The sequence below is a fragment of the Curvibacter sp. EU05-FHT14A10 genome (assembly GCF_058791075.1).
In genome coordinates, this window is sequence record NZ_JBYTDE010000001.1 from 541,657 (window position 1) to 567,983 (window position 26,327).

Here is a 26,327-nt window from a genome sequence, read left to right on the forward strand (position 1 = left end):
TTGACGGAGCACCAAGTTCGTCGTTATTTTTTGAATGCCAAGTCAGTCAGTGAAAATGACGACCATTACACGCTGGACTGGTCACCCTGCTATGCCAGTGGAACCCTATTTTTCAGCGATGGGCGCCACGGCATCTGGAGCATTGACCAATTCCGCCGGGGGAGCTTGGTCATGAGCAACGGCGAAAAATCCATGCAATTCTGTCCGAAATGCAAATTCAAGCCCTTCATGTGGTGAGGGGCCTTGAGGGCTGTGGGGCGGCCTGAGGCCAAGGCTCTCGCCAGGCCTGTCGCCGGTTCAGGCGTCCGGGCTCAAGGCCTCACGCGTCACCAGCAGCACCTGGTCGCCGCCGGCACTGGTTTCCAGCCAGAACACGGGCAGATCGGGGAAAGCGGCTTCGAAGTAGGCCCGTTCGTTGCCGATCTCCAGCACCAGTACGCCTTGCTCGCTGAGTCGGTCCGGCGCATCGCGCAACAACTGCCGGATGAAATCCATGCCGTCGGTGCCGCCAGCCAGGGCCATTTCGGGCTCGGCCAGGTACTCCGCGGGCAGTTGGGTCATGCTCTGGGCGTTGACGTAGGGCGGGTTGCACAGGATCAGGTCGTAGGGGCCGGGCAGGGCGCTCAGGCCGTCGCTGGTCTTGAGCGTGATACGGTCTTGCAGGCCATGCCGGTCCACGTTGATGCGGGCCACGGCCAGTGCGTCGGCAGAGAGGTCGGCGCCTTCCACCACGATTTCGGGCCAGGCCATGGCGGCCAGCACGGCCAGGCTGCCGTTGCCGGTGCACAGGTCGAGCACGCGGTGGGTGTTGGCGTCCAGCCAGGGGTCGATGCTGCCGTCGGCAATCAGTTCGGCAATGAAGCTGCGCGGCACGATGGCGCGCTCGTCCACATAAAAAGGCACGCCTTGCAGCCAGGCCTCGCGCGTCAGGTAGGCCGCGGGCTGGCGGCTGCTGATGCGGCGCTCGATCAGGGCCTGCACGCGTGCGGCATCGTCGGGGCCAACGGCTTGGTCGGCCACCGAAGGTTCACCCTCGGGCTCACCCCCCAAGGGGCTGTCCAGCGGCAGGCCCAGTTGCCACAACACCAGCCAGGCGGCCTCGTCAAAGGCATTGGTGGTGCCGTGACCAAAGGCCACGCCAGCGGTCTCCAGTTGTTGCCGGGCTTGCTCGATCAGACCCAACACGGTTTGCGGGGCGCCGCTCACGCTGCGACTCCGGTGCCCAGGCTGGCGTTCAAGTTCTCAAGGGTGCGGCGGTAGATGTTTTTCACAGGTTCAATGTCGGCCACGGCGATGTGCTCGTCGATCTTGTGGATGGTGGCGTTGGGCGGGCCAAACTCGATCACCTGGGGGCAGATCTGGGCAATGAAGCGACCGTCGCTGGTGCCACCGGTGGTGGAGAGTTCGGTCTCGATGCCCACTTCGTCGCGGATGGCGCCCTGGATGGCTGTGACCAGGCTGCCCGGGGTGGTCAGGAAGGGGTGGCCACCGATGGTCCACTGGATGTCGTATTCCAGCTCATGGCGCTCCAGCACGCTGGTCAGGCGCTGCTGCAGCGCTTCGGCGGTCGATTCGGACGAAAAGCGGAAGTTGAAGTCGATCACCACCTGCCCGGGGATCACATTGGTGGCACCGGTGCCGCCGTGGATGTTGCTGATCTGCCAGCTGGTGGGGGGGAAGTAGGCGTTGCCACGGTCCCACTCGATGGCGGCCAACTCGGCCAGGGCCGGCAGGGCTTGATGGATGGGGTTGCGGGCCAGTTGCGGGTAGGCGATGTGGCCTTGCACGCCCTTGACCGTCAACTTGCCGCTCATGGTGCCGCGGCGGCCGTTCTTGATCATGTCGCCGGTGCGCCGCACCGAAGTAGGTTCACCCACGATGCAGAAGTCGAGCTTCTCGCCACGTTCCTTGAGGGTGCGGCAGACCACCACGGTGCCGTCTACTGAAGGGCCTTCTTCATCGCTGGTGATCAACAGGGCCAGGGACAGGGCTGGTTGCAGCTGCGCGGCCAGAAACTCTTCGGTGGCGACCACAAAGGCCGCGATCGAGGTTTTCATGTCGCTGGCGCCACGCCCGTACAGGCGCCCGTCGCGGTGGGTGGGGGTGAAGGGGTCGCTCTTCCACTGCTCCAGCGGGCCGGTGGGCACGACATCGGTGTGGCCGGCAAAGACCAGGGTAGGGGCATCGGGGGTGGCGCCCGGCCGCTTGGCCCACAGGTTGGTGACTCGGAAATGCGCGGGCCCGCTGACCAGGGTTTCGCAGACAAAGCCCAGGGCCTCAAGGCGTTCGCGCAGCAGCGCCTGGCAGCCCGCGTCGTCGGGCGTGACGGAGGGGCGCGAGATCAGTTGTTCGGTGAGGTGCAGGGTACGGGACATCAGTGCTTCACGTCGAGGACGATTTCGGTGAATGAGGGTTCGTCCTCGGGCTCGGCCCGGGACTTGGCGGCCTCGGCAGCGGCCTTGCCGGACTGGTCGAAGTCGTTTTGCAGACGCCACATCAGGTTGGTGGGCGAGTCGGCATGGGCCATGCCTTCCTTGCGGTCGATGATGCCGGCCTGGATCAGGCGGGCAATGTCTTCTTCGAAGGTCTGCGAACCTTCGGCCATGGACTTTTCCATGGCTTCCTGGATGCCGTTGAAGTCGCCTTTTTCGATCAGGTCGGCAATCAGCTTGGTGTTGCGCAACACCTCGCAGGCGGGGATGCGGCCGCCCTGGTTGCTGCGCAGCAAGCGCTGCGACATGACGGCCTTGAGCGCCGAGCTGAGGTCGACCAGCAGGGTCTGGCGCACTTCGACCGGGTAGAAGCTCAGGATCCGGTTCAGGGCCTGGTAGCTGTTGTTGGCGTGCATGGTGGCCAGCACCAGGTGGCCCGACTGCGCATAGGCCAGGGAGGCCGACATGGTCTCGCGATCGCGGATTTCGCCGATCAGGATCACGTCGGGGGCCTGGCGCAGCGCGTTCTTGAGCGCCACCTGCAGCGACTGGGTGTCGGTGCCCACCTCGCGCTGGTTGATGATCGATTTCTTGTTCTTGAACAGAAACTCGATCGGTTCTTCGATGGTCAGGATGTGGCCGGTGCTGTGCTCGTTGCGGTTGTCCAGCATCGAGGCCAGCGTGGTGCTCTTGCCCGAGCCCGTGGCCCCGACCACCAGCAGCAGGCCCCGCTTCTCCATGATCAGCTCGGTCAGGATGTCGGGCAGGTTCAGCGTGGCCAGCTTGGGGATCTCATGGCTGATGTAGCGGATCACGGCGGCCACGCTGCCGCGCTGATGCATGGCGCTGATGCGGAAGCGCCCGATGCCCTTGAGCGCATAGCCCACATTCAGCTCGCCGGTTTCATGCAGCTCTTCCATGTTGCTGGCGGGCAGGATCTCGGCCAGCAGGCTGCGTGGGGCATCAAAGGGCAACAACTGGTTGTTGATGGGCACGCAGGTGCCGTTGATGCGGATCAGGGCTGGGGCGTTGGCTGACAGGTAAACGTCGGACGCACCCTTTTCACCCATCAACCGCAGGATGCGTTCCATCATGCTCATGTTGGCGCTCATGGACTGGCTTTCGAAGTGCAGGGTGGCGTGGGGACCCGGGGCAACCGGCTTCAGCGGCTGCGCGACTGGACGAAGTTGACGATGCGCAGCGCCGCTTCGACGCATTCGGCCGCATCGGCCACCAGGGCCATGCGGATGCGCTGGGCTCCGGGGTTGACCCCACCCACCTCGCGTGCCAGGTAGCTGCCCGGCAGCACCGTCACGTTGTATTGAGCCAGCAATTCACGGGCAAAACCGGTGTCGCTGAGGCCCAGGGCCTCGGGCACCCGGGCCCAGAGGTAGAAGCTGGCGTCGGGCAGTGCCACATCCAGCACGCCGGCCAGAATGGGGGTGACCTGGGCGAATTTCTTGCGGTACAGCACGCGGTTCTCGACCACATGGGCTTCGTCGTTCCAGGCTGCGATGCTGGCCGCCTGCACCACCGGGCTCATGGCGCTGCCATGGTAGGTGCGGTACAGCAGGAACTGCTTGAGGATGGCCGCATCGCCCGCCACAAAGCCGCTGCGCAGGCCCGGCACGTTGCTGCGCTTGGACAGGCTGGTGAAGGACACCAGATTGCGGAAATCGTCGCGCCCCAGCTTCTTGGCGGCTTCCAGGCCGCCCAGTGGGGGCTCATCGCGGAAATAGATTTCGCTGTAGCACTCGTCCGAAGCAATGATGAAGCCATGGCGGTCGCTGAGTTCGAACAGCTTTTGCCACTCGCTCAGGGGCATCACGGCCCCGGTGGGGTTGCCGGGCGAGCAGACAAACAGCAACTGGGTACGGGCCCAGGTGTCGGCGGGCACGCTGTCCCAGTCGACCGCAAAGTTGCGCGCCGGATCGCTGGGCGCAAAGTACGGGTCGGCGCCGGCCAGCAGGGCCGCACCTTCATAGATTTGATAGAAGGGGTTGGGGCAGACCACGGCCGGTGTGGGCCAGCGCGGGTCGATCACGGTCTGGGCAAAGGCAAACAGGGCTTCGCGCGAACCGTTCACCGGCAGGATCTGGCTGGCAGGGTTCAGGTCGAGGTCGTAGCGGCGTTTGACCCAGGCGGCCATGGCTTCGCGCAATCGGGGTTCACCGGCCGTGGCCGGGTAGCCCGCCAGGCCGTCCAGGCTGTTGACCAGGGCCGTCTTGATGAACTCGGGCGTCGGGTGCTTGGGCTCGCCAATGCCCAGGCTGATCGGGCTGTGGTAGGGGCTGGGCGTGACGCCGGCAAAAAGTTGCCTCAGCCGTTCAAACGGGTAAGGCTGCAGTTTGGAGAGCAGTGGGTTCATGGAACCACATTATCCCGGAGTGCCGCAGACCTTCGTTGAAACCGGGCTTGAAATCGCCCTGCAGCGCTGGCGCAGGTGCCTTTTTGCTCGGGTGTCAGTTGACCATGACGGTATTGCCCAGGCTCTTATACGGGCCGGCGTCGCGCGGATGCGGCAGCTCGCTTTCGGTCACCAGCGGTTTGGCGAGGTCACGGGCCATCGCCACGATGGCCTGCAGCAGCGCCTGGTGGGGGCCTGGGTGTTGGGCTGCGCTCAGCAGGCCGGGGGCCAGCAGCCACTCGTCCACGGGCCACTGGGGCAGTTCAAGCACCCCCGGGTAGCCCAGCCCGACGTCTTGCAGGCACAGGCGGAACCCGGCCGCCCGCAAGCTCTGCAGTCGACGCCATGCGCTGGTCGGGTCGCTGGCGGCCCAGGCCAGGTCATGGGTGCTCAGGGCCAGGCCCAGCACCTGCCCCGGCAGGGGGTGCCGCTGCAGGCAGTCTTGCAGCCAGCGCACCGCATGGTCCTGGCGCAGCAAGGGGGTCAACAGGGCCAGTGTCAGCGGCAAAGGGGCCGAGGTTGGCGGTGCCGGGCCCTTTTCAAGGTGTTGCCATCGGCTGACCCGGGCGATCAGTTCTTCGTCCAGTTCAAAGCTCAGATCGGCGCGGCGGGCCACTTCCTGCGGCGGCGCTCTGGGGCCGGCGGTTTCAATCCATCGCAGGGCCGCCCGATGGCCCCCTGGCTGGCCGTCGGAGCGTTGGCGATGGCGCAGGTCCAGGCTCAGCCAACGGGTCAGCGCCGAGAGGCCGAGGTCACTGCGGGCCAGCAGCCTTTGCCGGGCCTGCTGGCCCAGCCCGGGGGCGTACCAGCAGGGGCGACCCGGTGCTTCGTGGCGGGCCTGGCGCACGGCCAGGCTGACGCGGCGCAAGCCCTGGGTGAGGGGGTCGTCTTCGTCGCCGCTCAGCGGGGTGGCCGCCAGCAGCACCCTGACCTCGCTCAGGGGCCGGGTGGGGTGGCCGGCGTACCCCATCAGGGCCTGGTACACGCGCCAGGCGCAGGCCTCGACTTCAGATGCCGTCAAGTGGGCCGGTAGCAGGGCCACGAATTCGCTGCCACCCAAGCGGAACAGGTCGGTACCGGCTTCGGGCAGGTGCTGGCTCAAGGCCTGTCCCAACTGCTGCAGGCAGGCGTCGCCCGCCTGCGGACCCCGCAGTTCATTGAGCTGGCCCAGGCCATCGAGTTTCACCATCAGCAGGTTCCAGGCTTGGCCTTGCACCGCCTGGCCCGCCATCAGGCGATCGTGCAGTGCCGCGCGGTTGGGCAGGCGGGTGAGCGTGTCCAGGTACACAAGGCGCTCGATCTGATCAGCCGCCCAGCGGCTGGCGGTGATGTCCTTTTTGAGTTCAAACCAATGTGTGATGTCGCCATTGGCGCGTCGGATGGGACCGATCTCGACGTCTTCCAACACCCGGCGACCATCGGGCAGCAGCACGGATTGCTCACCCCGCCAGGTTTGGCCCCGGGCCATGGCTTCGTGCAGGCTGTGGCGTTGCTGGGTGCTCAGGCCCGGGGTGGACAGCAGGTCGGCAGGCAGGTTGTGGAAGGCGGCCGCATTCAGGCCGGCCCGGCCAATGAAGGCGGGATTGACGTATTCGATGCGCCGCTGGGTGTCCGTGATCACGATGCCGATGGGGCACTGCTCGATCAGGCTGACCAGTTTGTGGATTTCTTCATCCTGCGCCTGCCAGGCACTCAGGGTGGCCTGGGCCCGCAGCAACTGGCGCTGGTAGCTCAGGCGCGACAGCAGCGCAATGCTCAGGGCCACGGCCATGTTGGTGAGCACCACCAGGTGCGGGGCGTATTCGCGCTGAAAGCGGGCCGGCGGCAGCCAGCCCCGGGCTTCAAACCAGGGCAGGGCCAGCATGTAGCCCGTGTTGAGGGCCGCCACGGCCAAGGCGCTGCGGGGCCCCAGCAACCAAGCGGCGCTGGCGACCTGGATCGGCAGCGAGAGGATCAGTGGTCCGTTCAGGCCGCCGTTGTGGAAGACCACCTCCAGTGAAATCAGCCATTGCCCCCAGATCAGCACATGGGCTGCTGCCTGCACATGGCCGAGATTGACCAGCAGCAGGCAGCTTGGCAGCACCAGCAGGATGGCCAGGCGGATGCGGGCGATCTCTTCGAAGAAGCGGGTGTCGTAGACATAGCTCATGGCCAGACACGACGAGACCATCAGCAAGCCGGTGATCCAGATCATCAGAACCGTGTCCTGACGGGCGAAATCAGCCTCGGGCTGGAGATGGGGGGGCAGATCGGACATGGGGCGGCGCAATGAAAGAGGGCCCACTTTAGAAGTGGACCCTCCCGTGAGGCCGCACCATTGCCAGGTGCTGAACAGTTAAATGGATTCAGCCCGATGGGGCTTCAACCCTTCTGAAACAGACGGATCACGCTGGAGAAGTCCAGTGCCCCCTGGCCGCCCAGGCTGTGGGCGGCGTAAAGGCTGCGCGCCAGGCCGCCCAACGGCGTGCTGGCCTTGACCGCGGTGGCGTTTTCCTGGGCCAGGCCCAGGTCCTTGAGCATCAGATCGGTCCCAAAGCCGCCCGCGTAGCCCTTGGAGGCCGGGGCCGTCTCCATCACGCCGGGCATGGGGTTGTATTTTTCGAGGGCCCAGTTGCCGCCCGAGCTGCGGCGCATGATCTCGGACAGCACTTTGGGGTCCAGCCCGTTGGCCACGCCCAGGGCCAGGGCCTCGCTGGTGCCGATCATCAGGATGCCCAGCAGCATGTTGTTGCAAATCTTGGCGGTCTGGCCGGCGCCTGCGCTGCCGGCATGGAAGATGTTGGCGCCCATTTTTTCGAGCAGAGGCCGGGCCAGTGCCAGGCCCGCGTCATCCCCCCCCACCATGAAGGTCAGGGTGCCCGCGATGGCGCCACCCGTGCCGCCCGACACCGGGGCGTCGATGCAGGGCAGGCCGAGGGCTGTGGCCGCCTGGGCCACTTTTTGCGCGCTGGCGGCGGCAATGGTCGAGCAGTCGATCACCAGCGTGCCCGGGTTCAATTGCTTCAGCAGGCCGGTGTCGCCCAGGTACAGCGACTCGACGTGCTGGCTGGCGGGCAGCATGCTGATCACCGCCTGGGCACCGCGCACGGCCTCGGCGGCGCTGGTGGCAATCGTCAAACCCTCTGCCGCAAACTTGTCGCAGGCGGGTTTGGACAGGTCAAAAGCCTGCACGGCGTGGCCGGCCTTGAGCAGGTTCAGGGCCATCGGGCCGCCCATGTTGCCCAGGCCAATGAAAGCGATCTTCATGTGTGTGTCTCCGTCGTCGTTGGGTTGTCGCGGTACCGTGGTTCGGTGGGGGTCAGCGGATGGCGTCCGGGGCATCGCCGTCAAGCATGCGGCGCGAGATGATCACGCGCATGATCTCGTTGGTGCCTTCCAGGATCTGGTGCACCCGGGCGTCGCGCAGCAGGCGCTCCAGCGGGTACTCGCGGATGTAGCCGTAGCCGCCATGCAGTTGCAGGGCCTCGTTGCAGACCGTGAAGCCCACATCGGTGGCAAAGCGTTTGGCCATGGCGCAGTAGGTGGTGGCATCGGGGGCCCCGGCATCGAGTTTGCTGGCGGCCAGCCGCACCATCTGGCGAGCGGCCACCAGTTCGGTGGCCATGTCGGCCAGCTTGAACTGCAAGGCCTGAAAGCTGGCAATGGGTTTGCCGAACTGCTGGCGCTCCTGCATGTAGCGCTGGGCCTGGGCCAGCGCCCCCTGGGCGGCACCGACCGAACAGGTGGCGATGTTGATGCGCCCGCCGTCCAGCCCCTTCATGGCGATCTTGAAGCCCTCGCCCTCGGCGCCCAGCAGGTTGTCGGTCGGGATGCGCACGTTGTCAAAGCTGATGGTGCGGGTGGGCTGGCTGTTCCAGCCCATCTTGTGCTCCTTCTTGCCGTAACTGATGCCCGGCGCATCGGCGGGCACCACCAAGGCCGACACACCTCCTGCGCCAGGGCCGCCAGTGCGGGCCATCAAGACCAGCACATCGGTGCTGCCCGCCCCCGAAATGAAGGCCTTGCCGCCGTTGATCACATACTCGAAGCCCACCCGCTCGGCCCGCGTCTTGAGCGAAGCCGCGTCGGAGCCGGCGCCGGGCTCGGTCAGGCAGTACGAGGCCAGCTTCTGGCCGCTGCACAGCAGGGGCCCCCAGTGATCGCGCACCGCGGGGGTGGCCCAGGTGCCCAGCATCCAGGTGGCCATGTTGTGGATGCTGATGAAGGCCGTGGTGGAGGGGTCGACCGCGGCCATCTCCTCGAACACCAGCGTGGCATCGAGGCGGGGCAGGGCCAGGCCGCCGGCGGCCTCGGGGGCGTACAGGCCGCAAAAGCCCAGCTCGCCCGCCTTGGCGATGGCCTCTTTCGGAAAAATGCCAGCCTCGTCCCAATGCGCCGCATGCGGCGCGAACTCGGCTTCGGCAAAGTCGCGGGCGGTTTGTGCAAAGGCCCGCTGTTCTTCGCTCAGTTCAAAATCCATGGAAGACTTTCAGAACCCAAAGTGCTGTTTTACCCCGAGAGGGACAGGAAAACGGCGGGCGGCCCGGCGTTTTCCTGCGAGGAAGTTCCAACAGGGTGGTCTCACTTCAAGCTGATGGTCGTGTTGACGCCCTGGCTCACCGTGCTGTCGTCGAACCAACGTGCGGTGATGGTCTTGGTCTGGGTGTAGAACAACACCACCTGCTTGCCATAGGGGCCCAGGTCGCCCAGCTTGGAAGCGCGCGAACCGGTGAACGAGAACATGGGCACCGGCACCGGGATCGGCACGTTGATGCCCACCTGGCCGACGTCGATGTCCTCCTGGAACTTGCGCGCCGCGGCACCGCTTTGCGTGAAGATGGCCGTGCCGTTGCCGTTCGGGTTGCTGTTGATCAGCTCGATGGCTTCATCCAGGGTTTCGGCCCCGGCCAGGCAGAGCACCGGGCCGAAGATTTCCTGGTCGTAGATGGCCATGCCGGGTTTCACACCGTCAAAAATGGTCGGGCCTACGAAGTTGCCTTGTTCATAGCCGGGCACCTGGGGCTTGCGGCCGTCCAGCACCAGGGTGGCGCCGTCGGCCACGCCGCGCTCGATCAGGCTTTCGACCCGGTCGCGGGCTGCGCAGGACACCAGCGGGCCCACATCGGTGCCTTTTTCGGTGCCGGCGTTGACCTTCAGCGTCTTGGCTTTGTCGGCCAGGTCGTTCACCCACTGCCGTGCTTCACCCACCAGCACCACCACCGACAGCGCCATGCAGCGTTGACCGGCGGCGCCGAAGGTGGCACCGGCAATGGCGTTCAGGGTCTGCTCCTTGTTGGCATCGGGCAGCACGATGGCGTGGTTCTTGGCGCCCATCATGCATTGCACCCGCTTGCCGGCCAGGCTGGCCCGGTTGTACACATGGGTGCCGACCTTGGTCGAGCCCACGAAGCTGATGGCCTTGATGTCAGGGTGATCGCAGATCGCGTTGACCACCTCTTCGCCGCCATGCACCACGTTCAGCACGCCAGCCGGAATGCCGGCCTGCAGCGCCAGTTCGCACAGGCGCATGGTCACCATGGGGTCTTGCTCGGAGGGCTTGAGGATGAAGGTGTTACCGGTGGCGATGGCCATCGGGAACATCCACAGCGGGATCATGGCCGGAAAGTTGAACGGCGTGATGCCGGCGCAAACGCCCAGCGGCTGCAGCAGGGTGTAGGTGTCCACGCCACCGGCCACGTTGTTGGCCAGCTCGCCCAGTTGCAGGTTGCCGATGCCCGCTGCGTGCTCCACCACCTCCAGGCCACGGAACACATCGCCTTCGGCGTCGGGCAGGGTCTTGCCTTGCTCGGCGGTCAGGATGGCGGCCAACTCGGCCATGTTCTCGCGGATCAGTTGCTGGTACTTCAGGAAGATGCGGGCCCGGGCCCCGATGGCCGTCTTGCGCCAGGTCTTGAACGCGGTCTTGGCGCTGGCCACCGCGGCGTTGATCTCATCAGGCGTGGCAAAGGGCACGCGAGCCAGCACCTCCTGGGTGGCCGGGTTGACCACATTGCGCCACTGGGTGGTCTTGGACTCGACGAATTCGCCGTTGATCAGCAGTTTGACGGTGGGGGTGCTCATGGTCGCTTGTCTCCAATGTAGGTAGGCGGTTGCTTTGCCGTGCATGTTAGGTTTGCGAAATTATTCAGGCAAGAGGTAAATTCGCATCACATCATTGCAAATTTGCACAACACGGACGGGCGTCAATTCAGCCGACGTCCTCCAAAAAAGGCTCGCCTTTCACCATGGACTGGAACAACCTTCGTTATTTCCTCGAACTGGCCCGCACCGGCACCCTGGTGAATGCGGCGCGGCGCCTGGAGGTGGACCACACCACGGTGGCGCGGCGCCTGCAGGCGCTTGAAAAAGAAGTGGGCACGCCTTTGTTCGCCCGCGAGGCGGGCGGCCACCGCCTGACCGAGGCCGGCCGGCAGTTGTTGCCCCAGGTCGAGGCCATGGAGGCCGCGGTGGCCCAGGTCGAGCGGGCGTCGCTGTCGACGGCCGAGGGCCCTTCGGGCCTGGTCAGGCTGGGGACCACCGAGGGCTTTGGCACGGTGGTGCTGGCCCCTCAACTGGCCCGGCTCAGCCGCCAGTACCCGGCCCTGTCGATCGACCTGCTGGCCCTGCCACGCCTGGTGCACCTGTCGCGGCGCGAGGCCGACATCGTGATCTCGCTGGAGCGGCCCAAGCGCGGGCCGGTGGTGGTGACCAAGCTCACCGACTATGTGCTGCAGCTCTATGGCTCGCGCGACTACCTGGCGCGCCAACCGGCCATCGAAAGCCGGGACGACCTGCGCCTGCACACCTTCATCAGCTATGTGGACGACCTGCTGTTTTCCAAGGAGCTGCAGTTGCTGGACGAGTTGTACCGCCCCGAGCGCTTCGCCCTGCGCAGCACCAGCATCCTGACCCAGTACGAGGCCGTGAAGGCGGGCGCCGGCTTGGCCGTGCTGCCGGCCTTTGTGGCTGCACGCGACCCGGCGCTGTTGCCGGTCTTGCCAGGGCAGGCCCGCTTCACCCGCACCTTCTGGATGTCCATGCCCGCCGAGGCCAAGCACCAGGCCCGCATGCAGGCCACCTGGGCCTTTGTGCGCGAGACGGTGCAGGGCTTGCAGGACTGGATCAACCCGTCCGCTTGACAGCGGGGGCTGGTGAGGGTTTGCCACGGGTGGACAGGCGGGCACGCTCGTGACATCTTGTGACAACGCGTCGCGCAGTTGCAGCGCGGTTCATTCCCAAGAAGATAGGAGCCTCGGCCATGAAGACACGCCAGAGAATCCTGCTGATGAGCCTGGCCTCGCTGCTGGGCATGGCCTTGATCAGTGCCACGGGCCTTCAAGCTCTGCGCCAGACCCTGGTGGAGGGCAAACAGGAGCAGATCCTGAAAGTGGCCCGATTGGCCCAGGGCGTGGTGGCGCAGTACCAGCAACTGGAAAGCGCCGGCAAGCTGAGCCGTGAACAGGCTCAGACCCAGGCCCGCGAGGCGCTGACGGGCATGCGCTTTGAAGACGACTACCTGTTTGTGCGCACCCTCGACAACGTGATGCTGGTGCACGCCGACCCGCGTCGCGTGGGCAAGGTGGACAAGGGCTCTCGCACCGATGATGGCCGCCTGACCTCCGAGGTCTACCGCGACGGCCTCAGCCGCGCCCGCCAGGTGTTCATGACCGCCTACGTGGCCCGGCCATCCGCGACCGACAAGAGCGAAGTGCCCAAGCTGCTGGGCGCCATCCTGGACGAGCGCTGGGGCTGGGTCATCGGCAACGGGGTGTTCATCGACGACATTGACGCGATCTACCGCAGCTACCTGTTGCGCTTTCTGGGTCTGGGTGGCGTGGTGCTGGCCGTTTTGCTGGGCCTGGGCTGGCGCACCCATCGCGTGCTGCAGCGGCAGCTTGGGGGCGAGCCCGATTACGCGGCCACCATTGCCCGGGGCATCGCCGCAGGGCGGTTGGACCAGTCCATCGTGCTGGAAGGGCCCGCTGAAAGCCTGTTGGGTCAGATGCAAACCATGCAGCGCTCGCTGCGCGACGTGGTGCAAGAGGTTCAGCAGGGGGCGTCCACCATCCGCCAGGCGGCCGAGGAGGTGGCCCAGGGCAGCCAGGACCTGTCCAACCGCACCGAGCAGGCGGCGGCCAGCCTGGAGGAGAGCGCCTCGTCGATGGAACAACTGACCGACAACGTTCAGCACAACGCCGAGGCGGCACAACAGGCCCGTCAACTGGCCTTGCAGGCCAGCGATGTGGCCAGCCGAGGGGGCTCGGTGATGGCCCAGGTGGTGAGCACCATGGCCGAGATCAATGATTCATCGCGGCGCATCGGCGACATCATCGGCGTGATCGATGGCATTGCATTCCAGACCAACATCCTGGCGCTCAACGCGGCTGTCGAGGCGGCCCGTGCCGGTGAGCAGGGGCGCGGCTTTGCCGTGGTGGCCAGCGAGGTGCGCAGCCTGGCAGGCCGCAGCGCCCAAGCCGCCCGCGAGATCAAGGCCCTGATCGCCGATTCGGGCAGCCGGGTCGAGAACGGCAGCCACCTGGTCCAGCAGGCGGGCTCCACCATGGACGACATCGTGAAAGCGGTGGACCAGGTCAGCGTCATGATCCAGGACATCTCGGAGGCCGGCGCGCAACAAAGCCGCAGCCTGGGCGAGATCGGCAGCGCGGTGTCGCAACTCGACCAGATGACGCAGCAGAACGCGGCCCTGGTGGAGCAAAGCTCTGCTGCAGCCGCCAGCCTGCAGGAGCAGGCCCAGCGGCTGACGGGGACGGTGGGGCATTTCCATTGCTGAGGTGGATGGCCCGCCGATGCCCGGCTGATGGCCGGGTGTGCGCCCACCGCGAGAACAGGCTCTCAGGCTGACCCGGACCAGGGGTTGAACAGATCGATGCCCAGGCCTTCGAAATCACGGGTGTGGCGTGTCACCATGCACAGGCCGTGAGCGGCTGCGGTGGCCGCCAGCAGCGAGTCGATGGTCGGCAGGGGTCGGCCAGCCTTCGCCAACAAGCGGCCCCAACGATCGCCGACAAGCTGATCCACCGGCAGGATGCGCCCTTGGAAGTAGGCCGGAAGCTCGGTCTCCAGCCAGTCGTTCAAGATCTGCCTTTTCGGAAGGTCCTGCAGGCTGTCGATGCCTTTGCGGATTTCTCCGAGGGTGAGGACGCTGAGGAACAAGGCGCGAGACGGGCGTTGTGATATCCAGTGGGCGACGGCGGGGTTGGGGGCCTTACGCCGCAACTCGGACAGCACATTGGTGTCCAGCAGATAGCTCACCAGGGAACCTCGGGTACGGTGTCCTGTTGCCGTGTCAGGTCCAACTCCAGGTCCGGAAACGGCGCCTGCTGCATGAATTCCACGAGAGACTGATGTCGACCTGAGAGCGATTCATATTGCTTTTGGGATAGCAGAACCGCCACCGGGCGCCCGTGCAGGGTGATGTCCTGTGGGCCTTCGGTTTCGGCCTTCTTGACGACTTCGGAGAAGCGGGCTTTGGCTTCTTGAACTTGCCAGATGGACATGGGTGCCTCCGTGAATTCTGACCAGACAGGTCATAGTTTATCGCCATGCCATGGGCAGGTGATTTCGGTGCCCTGTCCGTCGGTCAGTTCGTCAGTTCGTCAGCCTTTCAGCTTGTGCGCCGGCAAGCGTGCCGCCAGTCGCTCGCCCATCTCCGCGCCCAGTGCCTGCAGGCCGCTCAGCGGGCGCACCATCACCTCAAACTCGGTGATCAGCCCTTGGGCGTCAAACTGGATCAGGTCGATGCCCTTGAGCGCCTTGCCCTTCACGTTGGCGCTGAACTCCAGCACCACGCTCAGGCCATCGTCGCTGGCCAGTTCTCGGTGGTAGGCAAAGTCTTCAAACACTTGCATCACCGTGCCCAGGATCATCTCCAGCGCGGCCGCCGGGCCATACGGCGTGTGCGCCATCGGCGAGCGGAACACGGCGTTGGGGTGCAGCAAGGCGCTCAGGCCGCTGAGGTTTTTGGTTTGCACCATGGCGTGCCAGCGGGCCAGGGAGGCCTGCACGGTGGGGTTCAGGTGGGTCAAGGTGTTGATCATCGCAGTCTCCTTTGAGGGTTCAGATTTGGGCGGCGAGGGTGGTGCCTTGGTGGATGGCGCGCTTGGCATCCAGTTCGGCGGCCACATCGGCACCGCCGATCAGGTGCACGCTGCAGCCGGCGGCCCGCAGCCCTTCGTACAACTCGCGCTGGGGTTCTTGGCCGGCGCAGACCACCACGTTGTCCACGGGCAGCAACTGGGGTTGGCCGTCCACGGTGATGTGCAGGCCTTCGTCGTCGATCTTCTGGTAGGCCACTGAATTCGTCATGGCCACGCGGCGCGCCTTCAGGGCGCTGCGGTGGATCCAGCCCGTGGTCTTGCCGAGTTGGTCGCCCACCTTGCTGTCCTTGCGCTGCAGCAGGTGCACCTGGCGTGGCGAGGCCTCCACCTGCGGGCGGGCCAGGCCGCCGGCCTGGGCATAGCTTGGGTCGATGCCCCATTCGGCATAGAACTTGGTCGGGTTCTGGCTGGCGCTGTCGCCCGCATGGGTGAGCACCTCGGACACATCAAAGCCAATGCCGCCGGCCCCGATCACGGCCACCGAGCGGCCCACGGGCTGGTGATCGCGCAACACATCGAGGTAACCGAGCACCTTGGGGTGGTCGATGCCCTCGATCGCCGGGGTGCGGGGCACCACGCCGGTGGCCAGCACGATCTGGTCAAAGCCCCCAGCCTTCAGGCCGGCCACATCGACGCGGGTGTTCAGGTGCAGAGCCACCTTCGTCAACTCAAGCTGGCGTTGGAAGTAGCGCAGGGTTTCATGGAACTCCTCTTTGCCCGGCACCTGCTTGGCGATGTTGAACTGGCCGCCGATCTCGGCCGCGGCATCAAACAGGCTGACCTGGTGGCCACGCTCGGCGGCGGTGACCGCAAAGCTCAATCCGGCCGGGCCGGCGCCCACCACGGCGATCTTCTGCGGCTGGGCCGTGGGCTCGATCAGCAACTCGGTCTCGTGGCAGGCCCGGGGGTTGACCAGGCAGGAGGTGATCTTGCCGCCAAAGGTGTGGTCTAGGCAGGCCTGGTTGCAACCGATGCAGGTGTTGATCTCGTCGGCGCGGTTGTCGGCGGCCTTTTGCACAAAGAAAGGGTCGGCCAGCAGGGGGCGGGCCATCGACACCATGTCGCAGACGCCGTCGGCCAGCAGTTGTTCGCCGACCTCGGGGGTGTTGATGCGGTTGGTGGCCACCAGCGGGATGCCCACATGGCCCTTGAGCTTGCCGGTCACCCAGGCGTAGGCCGCGCGCGGCACCTTGGTGGCGATGGTGGGGATGCGGGCCTCGTGCCAGCCAATGCCGGTGTTGAGGATCGTGGCCCCGGCGGCTTCGATGGCCTGGGCCAGGGTGATCACCTCGGCCAGGGTGGAGCCGCCCTCGACCAGGTCCAAGGCCGACAGACGGTAGATGATGATGAAGTTCGGGCCCACCCGCTCACGCACCCGCCGCACGATTTCGACGGCAAAGCGGATGCGGTTTTCGTAGGGCCCCCCCCATTCGTCGCTGCGGTGGTTGGTGCGCGCCGCAATGAACTCGTTGATCAGGTACCCCTCCGAGCCCATGATCTCGACGCCGTCATAGCCCGCCCACTGGGCCAGGGCGGCGCAATTCACAAAATCGGCGATGGTCTGCTCCACCTCTTCACCTGACAGGGCCTGGGGCACAAAGGGGTTGATGGGCGCCTGAAGTGCACTGGGGGCCACCAGGCCTTTTTGATAGGAATAGCGGCCGAAATGCAGGATCTGCATGGCAATCTTGCCCCCCGCCGCGTGCACGGCCTCGGTCACCGTGCGGTGCTGCAGGGCTTCGGCCTCGGTGCTGAGCTTGGCGCCGCCCTTCATGGGGCGGCCCGCGTCATTCGGGGCGATGCCGCCGGTCACCATCAAGGCCACGCCACCGCGGGCGCGCTCGGCGTAGAAAGCAGCCATGCGCTCAAAGCCGTTCGGCACCTCTTCGAGGCCCACATGCATGGAGCCCATCAACACGCGGTTCTTGAGGGTGGTGAAGCCCAGGTCCAAGGGCTGCAGCAGGTGAGGGTAGGGGTGGCTCATCGTCGGTCTCCGTTTTAATTGCAACTGGTTGCATAAAATTCTAGAGGCAAAATTGGTCTTTGTGCAACCGGTTGCATAAACGGTGGCCCAAGCGCCCCAAAAGCTGTGTTGAGGCAAAATCTTCCCCATGTCCCTGCCCCATGCCTTGCTCACGGCCCTGATCGAGCGACCCAGTTCAGGTTTTGACCTGGCGGCCCGTTTTGACAAATCGATGGCCTATTTCTGGCAGGCCTCACACCAGCAGATCTACCGTGAACTGGGCCGGCTGGAAGAGGCGGGCTGGGTGCGCTCCAGTGCCGACGAAAGCGCCCGGGGCGGGCGCAAGGTCTACGAAGTGCTGGACGCGGGGCGTGAGGAACTGCGCCGCTGGGTGGCCGAGCCCGCCGACCCGCGCCCCCTGCGCGAGGAACTGATGGTGCGCCTGCGGGCCGATGCCGCCGTCGGCCCCTGTGGCCTGGAGCCCGAAATTGCCCGTCGGCTGGCCCTGCACCAGGCCCAGTTGGCGGTCTATCAGGCCATCGAACAACGCGACTTTCCAGTGGGCGGTGACCAGCGAGCCCAGCGCCTGCAGCACCTGGTCCTGCAGGCCGGCATCATGGTGGAGGCCATGTGGTGCGAGTTCTCAGAGCGCGCCCTGGCCATCCTGAATGAACCCGAGCCTGAGGCCGGCGAGGGCTCACCTGCAGCGGATCAGGCAGCAGGCCCGCCATCCCCGTGAACAAAGGGGATCGCGTGCTCCACCGTGTCCCAGATGAAGCGCCCTGAGGGCGATTTCTGTTCTTCCACGATGTGGGCCACCAGCCCGGCCGCACGCGAGATCACGGCAAAGCCGCGCATCACGGCGGTGGGCACGCCCAGTTCGCCCAGCAGGGCGGCCACGGCGCCGGTGGCGTTGATCGTGACGGGGCGGCCCCAGACCTCGTCCACCGCTTGGGACAAGGTCATCAAGGCATCCAGATGGGCCCCCTTCAACTCGGGCTCGGCCCGGCCCAGCTCGATGAGCTTGTAGGCGCGCGGGTCCACCGGTTTGTGCAGGTGGTGGCCGAAGCCGGGCACGGCCTGTTTGCGCGCGCGGTGCTCACGGGCGATGGCCAGCGCTTCGGCGGGCCCATCCGGGGCGGCCAGGATGCGGTCCAGCAAGCGGGAGCCGTTCTCCATGGTGCCCACAAAAGAGCTGCCCACGGCCAGTAGACCGGCCGCCACCGCGCCCTGCAGGTTCTCGGGGGCGCTCATGTAGATCAGGCGGGTGGCAATGGCGCTGGGGGTCAGGCCGTGCTCCATCAGCACCACCAGCACCACGTCGGTGATGCGCACATCCACCGGTCGCAGCGGGCGCCCCAGGATTTGCATCAGCATCACCTCGGTGAAGCCTTTTTGGCCCATCAGGTCTTCGACCAGATCCGCATCGCGGTAATGCAGGCTGGTCAGGGTGTGGCGGCACAGGCCGGTGGTCGGGGTGTTCTGGGCTTGGGGGGTCGTCATGGGGATTCCTTTGGAACAGTTTCAGGCAGCGGGGCTCAGCGCTTGCTGGCGCACCTCGGTCTTGAGCACCTTGCCCACGGGTGAGCGGGGCAGGCTGGCATGGAAGTGGATGCGCTTGGGGGTCTGCACCGGGCCCAGGCGCTCACGCACATAGGCGATCAGCTCGGCCTCGCTGGGCAGGGGCAGGGCATCGGGGCGCAGTTGCACTGCGGCCTGCACCGATTCGCCCCACTTGTCGTCGGGCACGCCGAACACCACGCATTCGTGCACGGCCGGGTGCTGACCCAGGGCGTTTTCCACATCCACCGGGTAGACGTTGAAGCCACCGGTGATCACCACGTCACGCAGGCGGTCCTTCAGGAACAGGTAGCCCTGTTCGTCGATCAGGCCCCGGTCGCCGGTGTGCAGCCAGCCTTCCACCAGAGTTTCGGCGGTCTTTTCGGGCAGGCGCCAATAGCCGCTCATGAGCAGGTCGCCGCGCGCCACCACCTCGCCGATCTCGCCGGGCGGCAGGATCTCACCGCTGGGCGACATGATGGCCACGTCGCTGAACCAGGCGGTGCGCCCCACCGCAGCCCAGTGACGCTCGTCCTCGAAATCGTCCGGGCGCATCACGGTCAGGATCTGCGGCGCCTCGGTCTGGCCATAGGTGGTGCCCAACACCGGGCCGAAGAATTCGCGCACGGCGCGGATCTTCTCGGGCGGCATGGGGGCCCCGCCATAGATCAACTGGCGCAGTTGCGGGTAGTCGGCCCGGCTGCTGCCGGGCAGGGCCATCAGCATGTAGATCAGGGTCGGGGGCATGAAGCACACCGTGCCGCCACGCTCGAGAAAGGCCTGGCGCACCGCCTCGGCCCCGCCCTGGGCCAGCAGCACATGGCAGCCGCCCTGGGCCAGCACGGGCAGCAGGTAGGTCGAGGTGCCGTGCGTGATCGGGGCGGCCACCACATAGCGCGTGTGCTCGTCAAAGCCCCAGGCCTGGATCTGGTTGACGATGTTGGCCATCCAGGCCCGGTAGGGCTGCATCACGCCCTTGGGCAGGCCGGTGGTGCCCCCCGTGAACTTGATGGCCTGGGTGGCCTGATCAGGTTGATGGAAGTGAGGCTCGGGCGCTTGGGCATGGCGCTCGATCAGACGGGTCAGTGCGGCCCCACCCAGGGCGATGCGGTGGCCCGGGGCCTCGCCCAACAGGGCGGTGCCGGCCTCGTCGAGCACCAGCACGCTGGGCTCGGTGGCGTCGACGATGCGGCGGATTTCGGGCGCAGTGCTCTTGGGGTTCAGCGGCACCCAGGTCTTGCCGCAGGCCAGCACGGCCAGCAGGGCCACGATGTGGTCGGCGCTGTTGTGGGCACAGATGGCCACCCGGCTTTGCTCGTGCGGGTCGGCCGCCAGCAGGGCGGCGGCGACGGCGCGCACGCGGCGGGCCAACTCGGCATAGGGGATGCATTGATCCGGGGCATCGATGGCGATGCGCTCGGGCCAGCGCCGGGCGGCGCGCCAGAAGAAATCAATGGGGTACATATCGGGTTCTCGTGAACGGTGATCAGTGAACGGTGATCAGTGAGTGGGGGCAGAGAGTGGAGGTTGGTGCGCGGCTCAGTCGGCCTTGGCCCCGGAGGCCTTGACCACCTCGCGCCAACGCTTGATCTCGTTGGCGACGGTCTGGCGCATCTGCTCGGGCGTGCCGGGCAAGGGGGTGGCCGCCATCTCTTGCAGACGCTGGCGCAGCTCGGGCTGGGCCAGCGATTTGTTCAGCGCCTGGTTCAGGCGCTCCAGCACGGCGGCCGGGGTGCCGGTGGGCGCGGCCAGGCCAAACCATGACTGCACCTCCAAGCCCGGGTAACCCGATTCGGCCAGCGTGGGCACATCTGGCAGCAGCGGCGAGCGCTGGGCGCTGGTGACGGCAATGGCCCGCAGACGCCCGGCCTTGATGTGGGGAAGCGCCGAAGGCATGTTGTCGAACATCGACTGCACCTGGCCACCGATCAGGTCGCTGATGGCGGGGGCGCTGCCTCGGTAGGGCACATGCAGCAGGTTCAGGCGGCTCTGCATCTTGAAGATTTCCCCCGACAGGTGGATCGACGAGCCGCTGCCCGATGAGGCAAAGGTGATGCCCTCTTTGTTCGCCTTGGCAAAGCGCTGGTAGTCGCCCACCGATTGGATGGGCAGAGTCGGGTTGACCACCAGCACGTTGGGAATGCTGGCGATCAGCCCGATGGGCTCGAAATCCTTCACCGGGTCATAGCCCAGGCGCGGATACAACGACGCGTTGATGGTGTTGGCAATCGTGTAGACGTAAAGGGTGTAGCCATCGACTGGCGCGTGGCTGACGGCCTCGGCCCCCACATTGCTGTTGGCGCCGGTGCGGTTGTCGATGGTCACCGGCTGGCCCAGCTGTTCGCTCAAGCGCTGGCCGACCTGGCGTGCGATCAGGTCGGTGGCGCCGCCGGCTGAATAACCCACCACCAAGCGGATTGGTTTGACCGGCCAATTGAGGGTTGGTGTCGCGGTGCCCGGCTGGGCGGCCACCAGGCCGGGCAGGCCGCTCAGAGCAGCCTGGGCGAGCAGGCCCACGATCAGGCGGCGGCCAGACTTGCGGGGGCACAAGGGTTTGAGGTTCATGGTTTTGTCTCCGAGGGTTCAAATCAGCCGCTGGCGTGTCTGGGGCACACTGCGCGGCTGGGCTCAACACCGGATTGTTCTGAATGTCCACGAAACGCATGCATGAAAACGTTCACCTGGTGGACGAAGAACCCCCGCCGGCCTCCCTCCAAACGCCGGGCAAGGGGCTGGCCGACGAGGCCGGCAACCGCACCCTGCGCCGGGGCCTGCAGGTGCTGGACCAGGTGCTGGCCGGCGGCCGTGAAGGCGTGCGGGTGGTCGACCTGGCTCGTGCCACCGGCCTGGAGCGGGCCACGCTGTACCGCCTGTTGGCCCCTTTGATCGAGGCGGGCTACGTGGCGCGGCAAGGGCGCTACCGCTACCAGCCCGGGCTGCGCCTGGCCCCCTTGCAGCCGCAGCCTGGCAGCGCCAACTGGGCGGTGCGCCTGGCGCCGGTGCTGGCCCAGGTGAGTGCCTGCGGTGGCGACGCCACCTTTGCGATCGTGCGTGAGGGCGCGCTGTCACGCTGCATTGCCCGGCATGTGGGCACGCACCCGGTGCAGATCCTGGTGATCCAGGTCGGCACGGCCCAACCCCTGGGGGTGGGCGCGGCAGGCCTGGCTTTGCTGTCGGCGCTGCCCGAGTCTGAGGTCGAGGCCTGCATCGCCGCCAATGCCGGGCAGTTGGCGGCGTATGGGGGCATGAGCCCGGAGCGCCTGCGCCTGCTGGTGGCGGCCAGCCGTGAGCGGGGCTGGTCGGTGGTGGGCAACCACGCCACCCGCGGCGTGCTGGCGGTGGGCTGCGCCGTGCGCAATGCCTTGGGCGAGCCGGTGGCCGGCATCAGCGTGGCCACCACCCTGGCGCGCCTGCCCAAGGCGCGTCAGCAACTGATGGCACGGGCGATGCAGGAGGCCTTGCAGCAGCACCTGCCCGAGGGCTTGTGAGGAACTGCGGTGGGCGGCTCAGGCACTCAACGGGGCCTGGGGGGAACGCAGACCGCGGGCCAGCTTGACCAGGTCGATCAGGCGCAGCACGCGTTCTTCGGCCGCCGTCCCGACCAGCACGCGGTCCTCGCGCTGGCCAGCGGGCAGGCGCCCGTGTTCGATGTTGACCAGCGCCGGCACCTTGAATCCCAGCCACTGCCCGTCGTCTTCCAGCACCAGCACCTGCCCGGCGTCGGTCGGGTCTGCCGCCAGACCCAGCAGCGGCGCCAGGGCCAGCACCGGAATGGCCCGGCCCCGGTTCATCAGCAGGCTGCCCTGTCCCAGACCATGCACTGCAGAGCCTGGCTCCCAGGGCAGAATTTCTGCGATCTGCGGCAAAGGGCTGGCCACATCGCCCCCCAGGCGGTAGATCAGCAAGGGGCCGCTGTCACGAGGCGGGGCGACCTGGGGTTCACCCCCACGCGCTTGCTGGCCACCGGACTGGCTCAGCCGGGTCAGGTCCAGCAGGCGCGCATCGGTTTGCAAGGCCTGCGCGTCGAGCAGCAGAAAAAAGCCGATGCAACTCGGCTCGGGCCGGCCCGGTGTCGCCGCCAGGGCCTCCACCGGCAGGGTGCCGGCAAACAGGGCCGAGCCCGTGAGGCTGTAAGCGGGCAGGGGAACGCGCTGGCGGCAGTCGGCCGCCACCACGTCGGTGATGCTGTCGACCAGGCAGGCCACCAACCCGCCCGCGGTGGGAACCAGAAAGGCCTGCTGATCGGCGCTGACCTGATGGCCTGCCTGGGGGCTCAGCCCGCAAAGCTGGCCCAGGTGGACGGCCGGCACGTCGTGTCCATTGAATCGCATCATCCCCAGGAAGGCCCCCGAGGCATTGCGCACGTCCTGCAGCTCCGGATTGACCACGGTGGTGTGAACGGCCTCGGTGCCGATCGCCATCGGAATGCCCTGGCAGCGGAACAGCATCAGGGGCTGGGCGTCCACCACCGGCAAGGCAGATCCTGCCGGCACGGACGGGCTTGCGACGGGTGCCCTGGGCGACTCAGTCTGGCCGTCTGCGGCTGGTTCGGGCGTCGCTGGCCAGGTCATGGGCAGATGGGGCTGGCTGATCAGGCGTTGCACATTCAGCAGGCTGACCTGGCTGCCATCGTCCGGGCGCTCAAAACCGCCCATCAGAACCGAATCGCTTTGCTGCGCTGGCCCGAGCCGGCGCATGTGGGCCGGGGGCAAGGCGTACACCCCCACCACCCCATCGGCCGCCAGTCCGAGCAGGCGCTGCTCCCATTCAACCACCACCACATAGGGGGCTGGCCTGTGTTGGGGCATGCCGGGTTGCAGCAGGTGGCGCAGGTCCATCACCGGCACCATCAGGCCGCGCAAGGAGAGCGCGCCGATGATGCTGGGGCACTCGGTGGGCAAGGCGCTCAGGTTCCCGGTCTGCACCACCTCCTTGAGGTGGTGCTGGTACAAGGCCAGTGACATCCCCGCCAGGTGGAACACCCCCACGTGGAGCGGGTCGGCGGCGGCGGGGCTCATGCGCTGGCGGCTGCGGTCAGCTCGTGGATCAGGTTGGCCACACCGTCGGCCAGGCGGGCCTGGGCCTCCGCTGCCTGGGCGATGCTCTCCACCCGGCTCACGGTGAGGGTCACATTGCCCAGGATGCCCTCGAAGCTGGTGGAGGCGGCCCGGCTGACTTCTGCCCCCTCATTGACTTCGCGAGAGGATTGCTCGATCAGGTTGGCGATCTCCTTGGCGGCCCCGGCGCTGCGCTCAGCAAGCTTGCGCACCTCGGCCGCCACCACGGAGAAACCCACCCCGTGGGCGCCGGCGCGGGCTGCCTCGATGGCCGCGTTGAAGGCCAGCAGGTTGGTCTGGCTGGCAATGTCACTGATCACGCGCACGATCTCACCCACCTTGGCCGAGCTGGCCTCGATGCGGTCGATCGCGCTGATGGACTTGCGCAACGAGTCATGGCCCAGTTCGGCGGCCCGAGCGGTCTCGGTGGCACGTTCGGCGGCCACCCGGGTGTTGTCGGTGACTTGGTGGATGCTGGTCAGCAGGCTTTCGATGCTCTGGTTCATCTCGTCGGCCCGCTTGGCAATGCTTTGTTCCAGCTGGATCTCCTTGGTGACGTCGAATGCGTATTTGACGATCTTCACCACCTTGCCATTCAGGTCCAGGATGGGGTTGTAGGTGGATTGCAGCCAGACATTGCGCTGGTATTTGCCCACCCGGTGGAAGCGCCCGGAGAGGAATTGACCCTCGCCCAGGCGCAGCCAGAAATCGCGGTACTCCAGGCTTTGCGTGTACTCGGGTGTGCAGAACAGGCTGTGGTGCTGGCCCTGGATCTCGCGCAGCGTGTAGCCCATGGCGGCCAGGAAGTTGCGATTGGCGGTCAGTACATTGCCGTCCAGATCAAACTCAATCACCGCCTGGCCCTTGTCGATGGCTGCCACCTTGGCTTCGTACTCGGAGGTGCGCACCTTGGATGCCGTGATGTCAGAGGCGAACTTGACCACCTTCACCGGTCGCCCCAGGGCATCGAACACGGGGTTGTAGGTGGCATGGATCCAGACTTCGCGCCCCTCGTTGCCGATGCGTTTGAACACATCGGTGATGTACTCGCCGCGCCCCAGGCGCTCCCAGAGCTGGTGGTATTCGGTACTGTTGGCCATGTCGTGCTCGACAAACATGCGGTGCGGGCGGCCCTGGATGTCCTCCAGCGAATAGCCCATCAGGCCCAGAAAATTGCGGTTCGCGGCCAGGATTTTTCCGCTCAGGTCGAATTCGATCACAGCCTGAGCCCGGTCGATGGCCACCAGCCTGGCATCCGCCTCGAGTTGGCGTGACTTGCTGTCGGTGATGTTGTTGGCCTGCACGATCACCTTGGCCAATTGGCCGTCCAGCCCCAGGACCGGGGTCAGGGTGGCGGCCAGCCAGATTTCCTTTTCCGCATGGCCTTTCAGGCGCATCTCGCCAGACCAGCTTTCACCGCGCCGCAGCGTGGGCCAGAGGGCCTGGCGGGCCGGGCTTGGCTTGTCTTCATCAAAGACCAGGCTGCTCTCCGGGCGTCCGAGCAAATCCTCGCGCTGGAGCTCCAGCGCATTCAGCATCGGCTGGTTGGCACTGAGGATGAGGCCCTGGGCGTCGAAATCCATGACACAGGTGGTTTTCTGCAGGGTGTCCATGCGAGCCTGGATGTCGAGGCTGGCCAGCTTCTCGGCCGTCACGTCGCTGCAGAACTTGATCACCTTGATCGGCTGACCGTCCAGGTCAAAGATGGGGTTGTAGGTGGCGCGCAGCCAGACCCGCTTGAGGTTTTTGCCAATGCGCAGGTACTCGCCACCCTCGAACTGGCCTTGTCCCAGCTTTTGCCAGAAGGCCCGGTAGGCGGCCGGGTTGAAGGTGTCGTTGTCGACAAACATCCGATGGTGCTGGCCGGCAATCTCGTCCAGCGTGTAGCCCATCAGGTTCAGGAATTGCTCATTCGCGGTCAGCACGGTGCCGGCCATGTCGAACTCGATGGTGCCGTGCGAGCGTGTGATGGCACTGACCTTGCCATCGTCCTCCAGGGATTTGAGCATGGCCTGGGTCACGTCGGTGGCGAACTTGACCACCCGCACCGGCTTGCCGTCCAGCCCCACGATCGGGGTGTAAGTGGCCTGCAACCAGACGGGGCGGCCCTTCAGGTCGCGTCGCCGGAACGAGCCGGTCTGGGGCTGGCCGGCGCGCAAGGCAGTCCAGAATGCCGGGTACTCCGGGCTGTCCACATACGCCTTGTCACAGAAAAGGCTGTGGCTTTGGCCTATCACCTCGTGGCGGCTGCACTGCATGGCCTGCAGGAACAGGTCGTTGGCCTCCAGGACCTCGCCCTCCAGATTGAATTCGATCACGGCCTGGGTCTGGTCGATGGCCCGCATGCGGACCTCGGCCTCGATGGCCTTGAGCCGGGTGCTGGTGATGTCGTGGGCAAACTTGATGAAGCGCTCGGGCTTGCCATCGGGGCCGATCACGGGTGCAGCAATGCCGTAGATGTGGATGCGGCGACCCTGGGCATCCATGCGCTCGAACTCCCCACATACCGAGCGTCCGGCATGCAGCTCTGACCAGTAATGGTCGTAGGCCGGGCTTTCGACGAGCTCTGCCGGGCACATCACGCGGTGGTGCTGGCCCTGCAGTTGCTCCAGTGGGTAGCCGTACAGGGCCAGAAAATGGTCATTGGCTTCGGTCAGAAAGCCATCGCGGTCAAATTCGGCCAGCGACTGGGCCTGGTCAATCGACTTGCCCAGGCTGATCAACTCGCGGGCTTCGCCCGGCGTGAGGCTTTCGCCCCGCATCAGTTTTTCGGTCAGCAGGTCGTAGAACGCATTCTTGAACATCCGGAGC

21 protein-coding genes are annotated in these 26,327 nt (G+C 66.1%); 4 read left to right on the top strand and 17 right to left on the bottom strand.

All coding sequences use genetic code 11. The annotated features are described in order from the left end of the window. Window positions 1–297: 297 nt before the first annotated feature. The 8 genes from prmB to AC3WUT_RS02380 form a co-directional block, all read right to left on the bottom strand. Window positions 298–1,206, bottom strand: a complete 909-nt coding sequence (gene prmB / locus AC3WUT_RS02345) for a 50S ribosomal protein L3 N(5)-glutamine methyltransferase (protein WP_492345445.1) — start codon at window positions 1,204–1,206, stop codon at window positions 298–300. Next, a complete protein-coding gene (dapE, locus tag AC3WUT_RS02350; RefSeq protein WP_492345446.1) occupies window positions 1,203–2,375 on the bottom strand; it encodes a succinyl-diaminopimelate desuccinylase in 1,173 nt (390 codons plus the stop codon). Before dapE ends, prmB begins: the two co-directional genes overlap by 4 nt. Beyond that, a complete protein-coding gene (locus AC3WUT_RS02355) occupies window positions 2,375–3,532 on the bottom strand; it encodes a PilT/PilU family type 4a pilus ATPase (RefSeq protein ID WP_492345603.1) in 1,158 nt (385 codons plus the stop codon). The genes dapE and AC3WUT_RS02355 overlap by 1 nt, the downstream gene beginning before the upstream one ends. A gap of 62 nt (window positions 3,533–3,594) precedes the next feature. Continuing rightward, window positions 3,595–4,800, bottom strand: a complete 1,206-nt coding sequence (dapC, locus tag AC3WUT_RS02360; RefSeq protein WP_492345447.1) for a succinyldiaminopimelate transaminase — start codon at window positions 4,798–4,800, stop codon at window positions 3,595–3,597. 94 nt (window positions 4,801–4,894) lie between these two features. After that, the gene (locus AC3WUT_RS02365; RefSeq protein WP_492345448.1) at window positions 4,895–7,096 is read right to left on the bottom strand and encodes a diguanylate cyclase domain-containing protein; all 2,202 of its coding nucleotides are present in this window, start codon (window positions 7,094–7,096) and stop codon (window positions 4,895–4,897) included. 104 nt (window positions 7,097–7,200) lie between these two features. Further along, on the bottom strand, window positions 7,201–8,085 hold the full coding sequence (gene mmsB / locus AC3WUT_RS02370) for a 3-hydroxyisobutyrate dehydrogenase (RefSeq protein WP_492345449.1): 885 nt from the start codon (window positions 8,083–8,085) through the stop codon (window positions 7,201–7,203). Window positions 8,086–8,137: 52 nt separating this feature from the next. After that, complete coding sequence (locus AC3WUT_RS02375; RefSeq protein WP_492345450.1) at window positions 8,138–9,298, bottom strand: acyl-CoA dehydrogenase family protein; 1,161 nt, start codon at window positions 9,296–9,298, stop codon at window positions 8,138–8,140. Between the two features lie 101 nt (window positions 9,299–9,399). After that, the gene (locus AC3WUT_RS02380; protein WP_492345451.1) at window positions 9,400–10,899 is read right to left on the bottom strand and encodes a CoA-acylating methylmalonate-semialdehyde dehydrogenase; all 1,500 of its coding nucleotides are present in this window, start codon (window positions 10,897–10,899) and stop codon (window positions 9,400–9,402) included. A gap of 164 nt (window positions 10,900–11,063) precedes the next feature. Here AC3WUT_RS02380 and AC3WUT_RS02385 point away from each other — a divergent pair, with 164 nt between their 5' ends. Together AC3WUT_RS02385 and AC3WUT_RS02390 are read left to right on the top strand one after the other, a co-directional pair. Beyond that, window positions 11,064–11,957 carry a LysR family transcriptional regulator gene (locus AC3WUT_RS02385; protein WP_492345452.1) on the top strand — a complete coding sequence of 298 codons (894 nt, stop codon included), beginning with the start codon at window positions 11,064–11,066 and terminating at the stop codon, window positions 11,955–11,957. A gap of 119 nt (window positions 11,958–12,076) precedes the next feature. Beyond that, on the top strand, window positions 12,077–13,609 hold the full coding sequence (locus tag AC3WUT_RS02390; RefSeq protein ID WP_492345453.1) for a methyl-accepting chemotaxis protein: 1,533 nt from the start codon (window positions 12,077–12,079) through the stop codon (window positions 13,607–13,609). A 62-nt stretch (window positions 13,610–13,671) separates the two neighbouring features. Here AC3WUT_RS02390 and AC3WUT_RS02395 read toward each other — a convergent pair whose 3' ends face one another. The 4 genes from AC3WUT_RS02395 to AC3WUT_RS02410 all read right to left on the bottom strand — a co-directional run bounded on the left by AC3WUT_RS02395 (window position 13,672) and on the right by AC3WUT_RS02410 (window position 16,920). Then, a complete protein-coding gene (locus tag AC3WUT_RS02395) occupies window positions 13,672–14,091 on the bottom strand; it encodes a type II toxin-antitoxin system VapC family toxin (protein WP_492345454.1) in 420 nt (139 codons plus the stop codon). Beyond that, a complete protein-coding gene (locus AC3WUT_RS02400; RefSeq protein ID WP_492345455.1) occupies window positions 14,088–14,336 on the bottom strand; it encodes a type II toxin-antitoxin system Phd/YefM family antitoxin in 249 nt (82 codons plus the stop codon). Before AC3WUT_RS02400 ends, AC3WUT_RS02395 begins: the two co-directional genes overlap by 4 nt. Before the next feature lie 99 nt (window positions 14,337–14,435). Further along, window positions 14,436–14,876: a nuclear transport factor 2 family protein gene (locus AC3WUT_RS02405; protein ID WP_492345456.1), complete on the bottom strand. Its 441-nt coding sequence runs from the start codon at window positions 14,874–14,876 to the stop codon at window positions 14,436–14,438. 19 nt (window positions 14,877–14,895) lie between these two features. Further along, the gene (locus AC3WUT_RS02410) at window positions 14,896–16,920 is read right to left on the bottom strand and encodes an oxidoreductase (RefSeq protein ID WP_492345457.1); all 2,025 of its coding nucleotides are present in this window, start codon (window positions 16,918–16,920) and stop codon (window positions 14,896–14,898) included. 127 nt (window positions 16,921–17,047) lie between these two features. Here AC3WUT_RS02410 and AC3WUT_RS02415 point away from each other — a divergent pair, with 127 nt between their 5' ends. Continuing rightward, the gene (locus tag AC3WUT_RS02415) at window positions 17,048–17,638 is read left to right on the top strand and encodes a PadR family transcriptional regulator (protein WP_492345458.1); all 591 of its coding nucleotides are present in this window, start codon (window positions 17,048–17,050) and stop codon (window positions 17,636–17,638) included. On the opposite strand, the gene AC3WUT_RS02420 is transcribed toward AC3WUT_RS02415, so the two are convergent. From AC3WUT_RS02420 to AC3WUT_RS02430, 3 genes are all read right to left on the bottom strand, one after another. Then, entirely contained in the window at window positions 17,611–18,402 is a 792-nt protein-coding gene (locus AC3WUT_RS02420) for a citryl-CoA lyase (protein ID WP_492345459.1), read from the bottom strand. The two genes, AC3WUT_RS02415 and AC3WUT_RS02420, sit on opposite strands and share 28 nt — an antisense overlap. 21 nt (window positions 18,403–18,423) lie before the next feature. Next, a complete protein-coding gene (locus AC3WUT_RS02425) occupies window positions 18,424–19,923 on the bottom strand; it encodes a class I adenylate-forming enzyme family protein (RefSeq protein WP_492345460.1) in 1,500 nt (499 codons plus the stop codon). 75 nt (window positions 19,924–19,998) lie between these two features. After that, a complete protein-coding gene (locus AC3WUT_RS02430) occupies window positions 19,999–21,024 on the bottom strand; it encodes a Bug family tripartite tricarboxylate transporter substrate binding protein (protein WP_492345461.1) in 1,026 nt (341 codons plus the stop codon). A gap of 83 nt (window positions 21,025–21,107) precedes the next feature. Between AC3WUT_RS02430 and AC3WUT_RS02435 the strand changes: the two genes are divergently transcribed. Continuing rightward, a complete protein-coding gene (locus tag AC3WUT_RS02435; RefSeq protein WP_492345462.1) occupies window positions 21,108–21,947 on the top strand; it encodes an IclR family transcriptional regulator in 840 nt (279 codons plus the stop codon). Window positions 21,948–21,965: 18 nt separating this feature from the next. On the opposite strand, the gene AC3WUT_RS02440 is transcribed toward AC3WUT_RS02435, so the two are convergent. After that, complete coding sequence (locus AC3WUT_RS02440) at window positions 21,966–23,477, bottom strand: chemotaxis protein CheW (RefSeq protein WP_492345463.1); 1,512 nt, start codon at window positions 23,475–23,477, stop codon at window positions 21,966–21,968. Next, window positions 23,474–26,320: a PAS domain-containing protein gene (locus AC3WUT_RS02445; RefSeq protein WP_492345464.1), complete on the bottom strand. Its 2,847-nt coding sequence runs from the start codon at window positions 26,318–26,320 to the stop codon at window positions 23,474–23,476. The genes AC3WUT_RS02440 and AC3WUT_RS02445 overlap by 4 nt, the downstream gene beginning before the upstream one ends. Window positions 26,321–26,327: the final 7 nt, after the last annotated feature.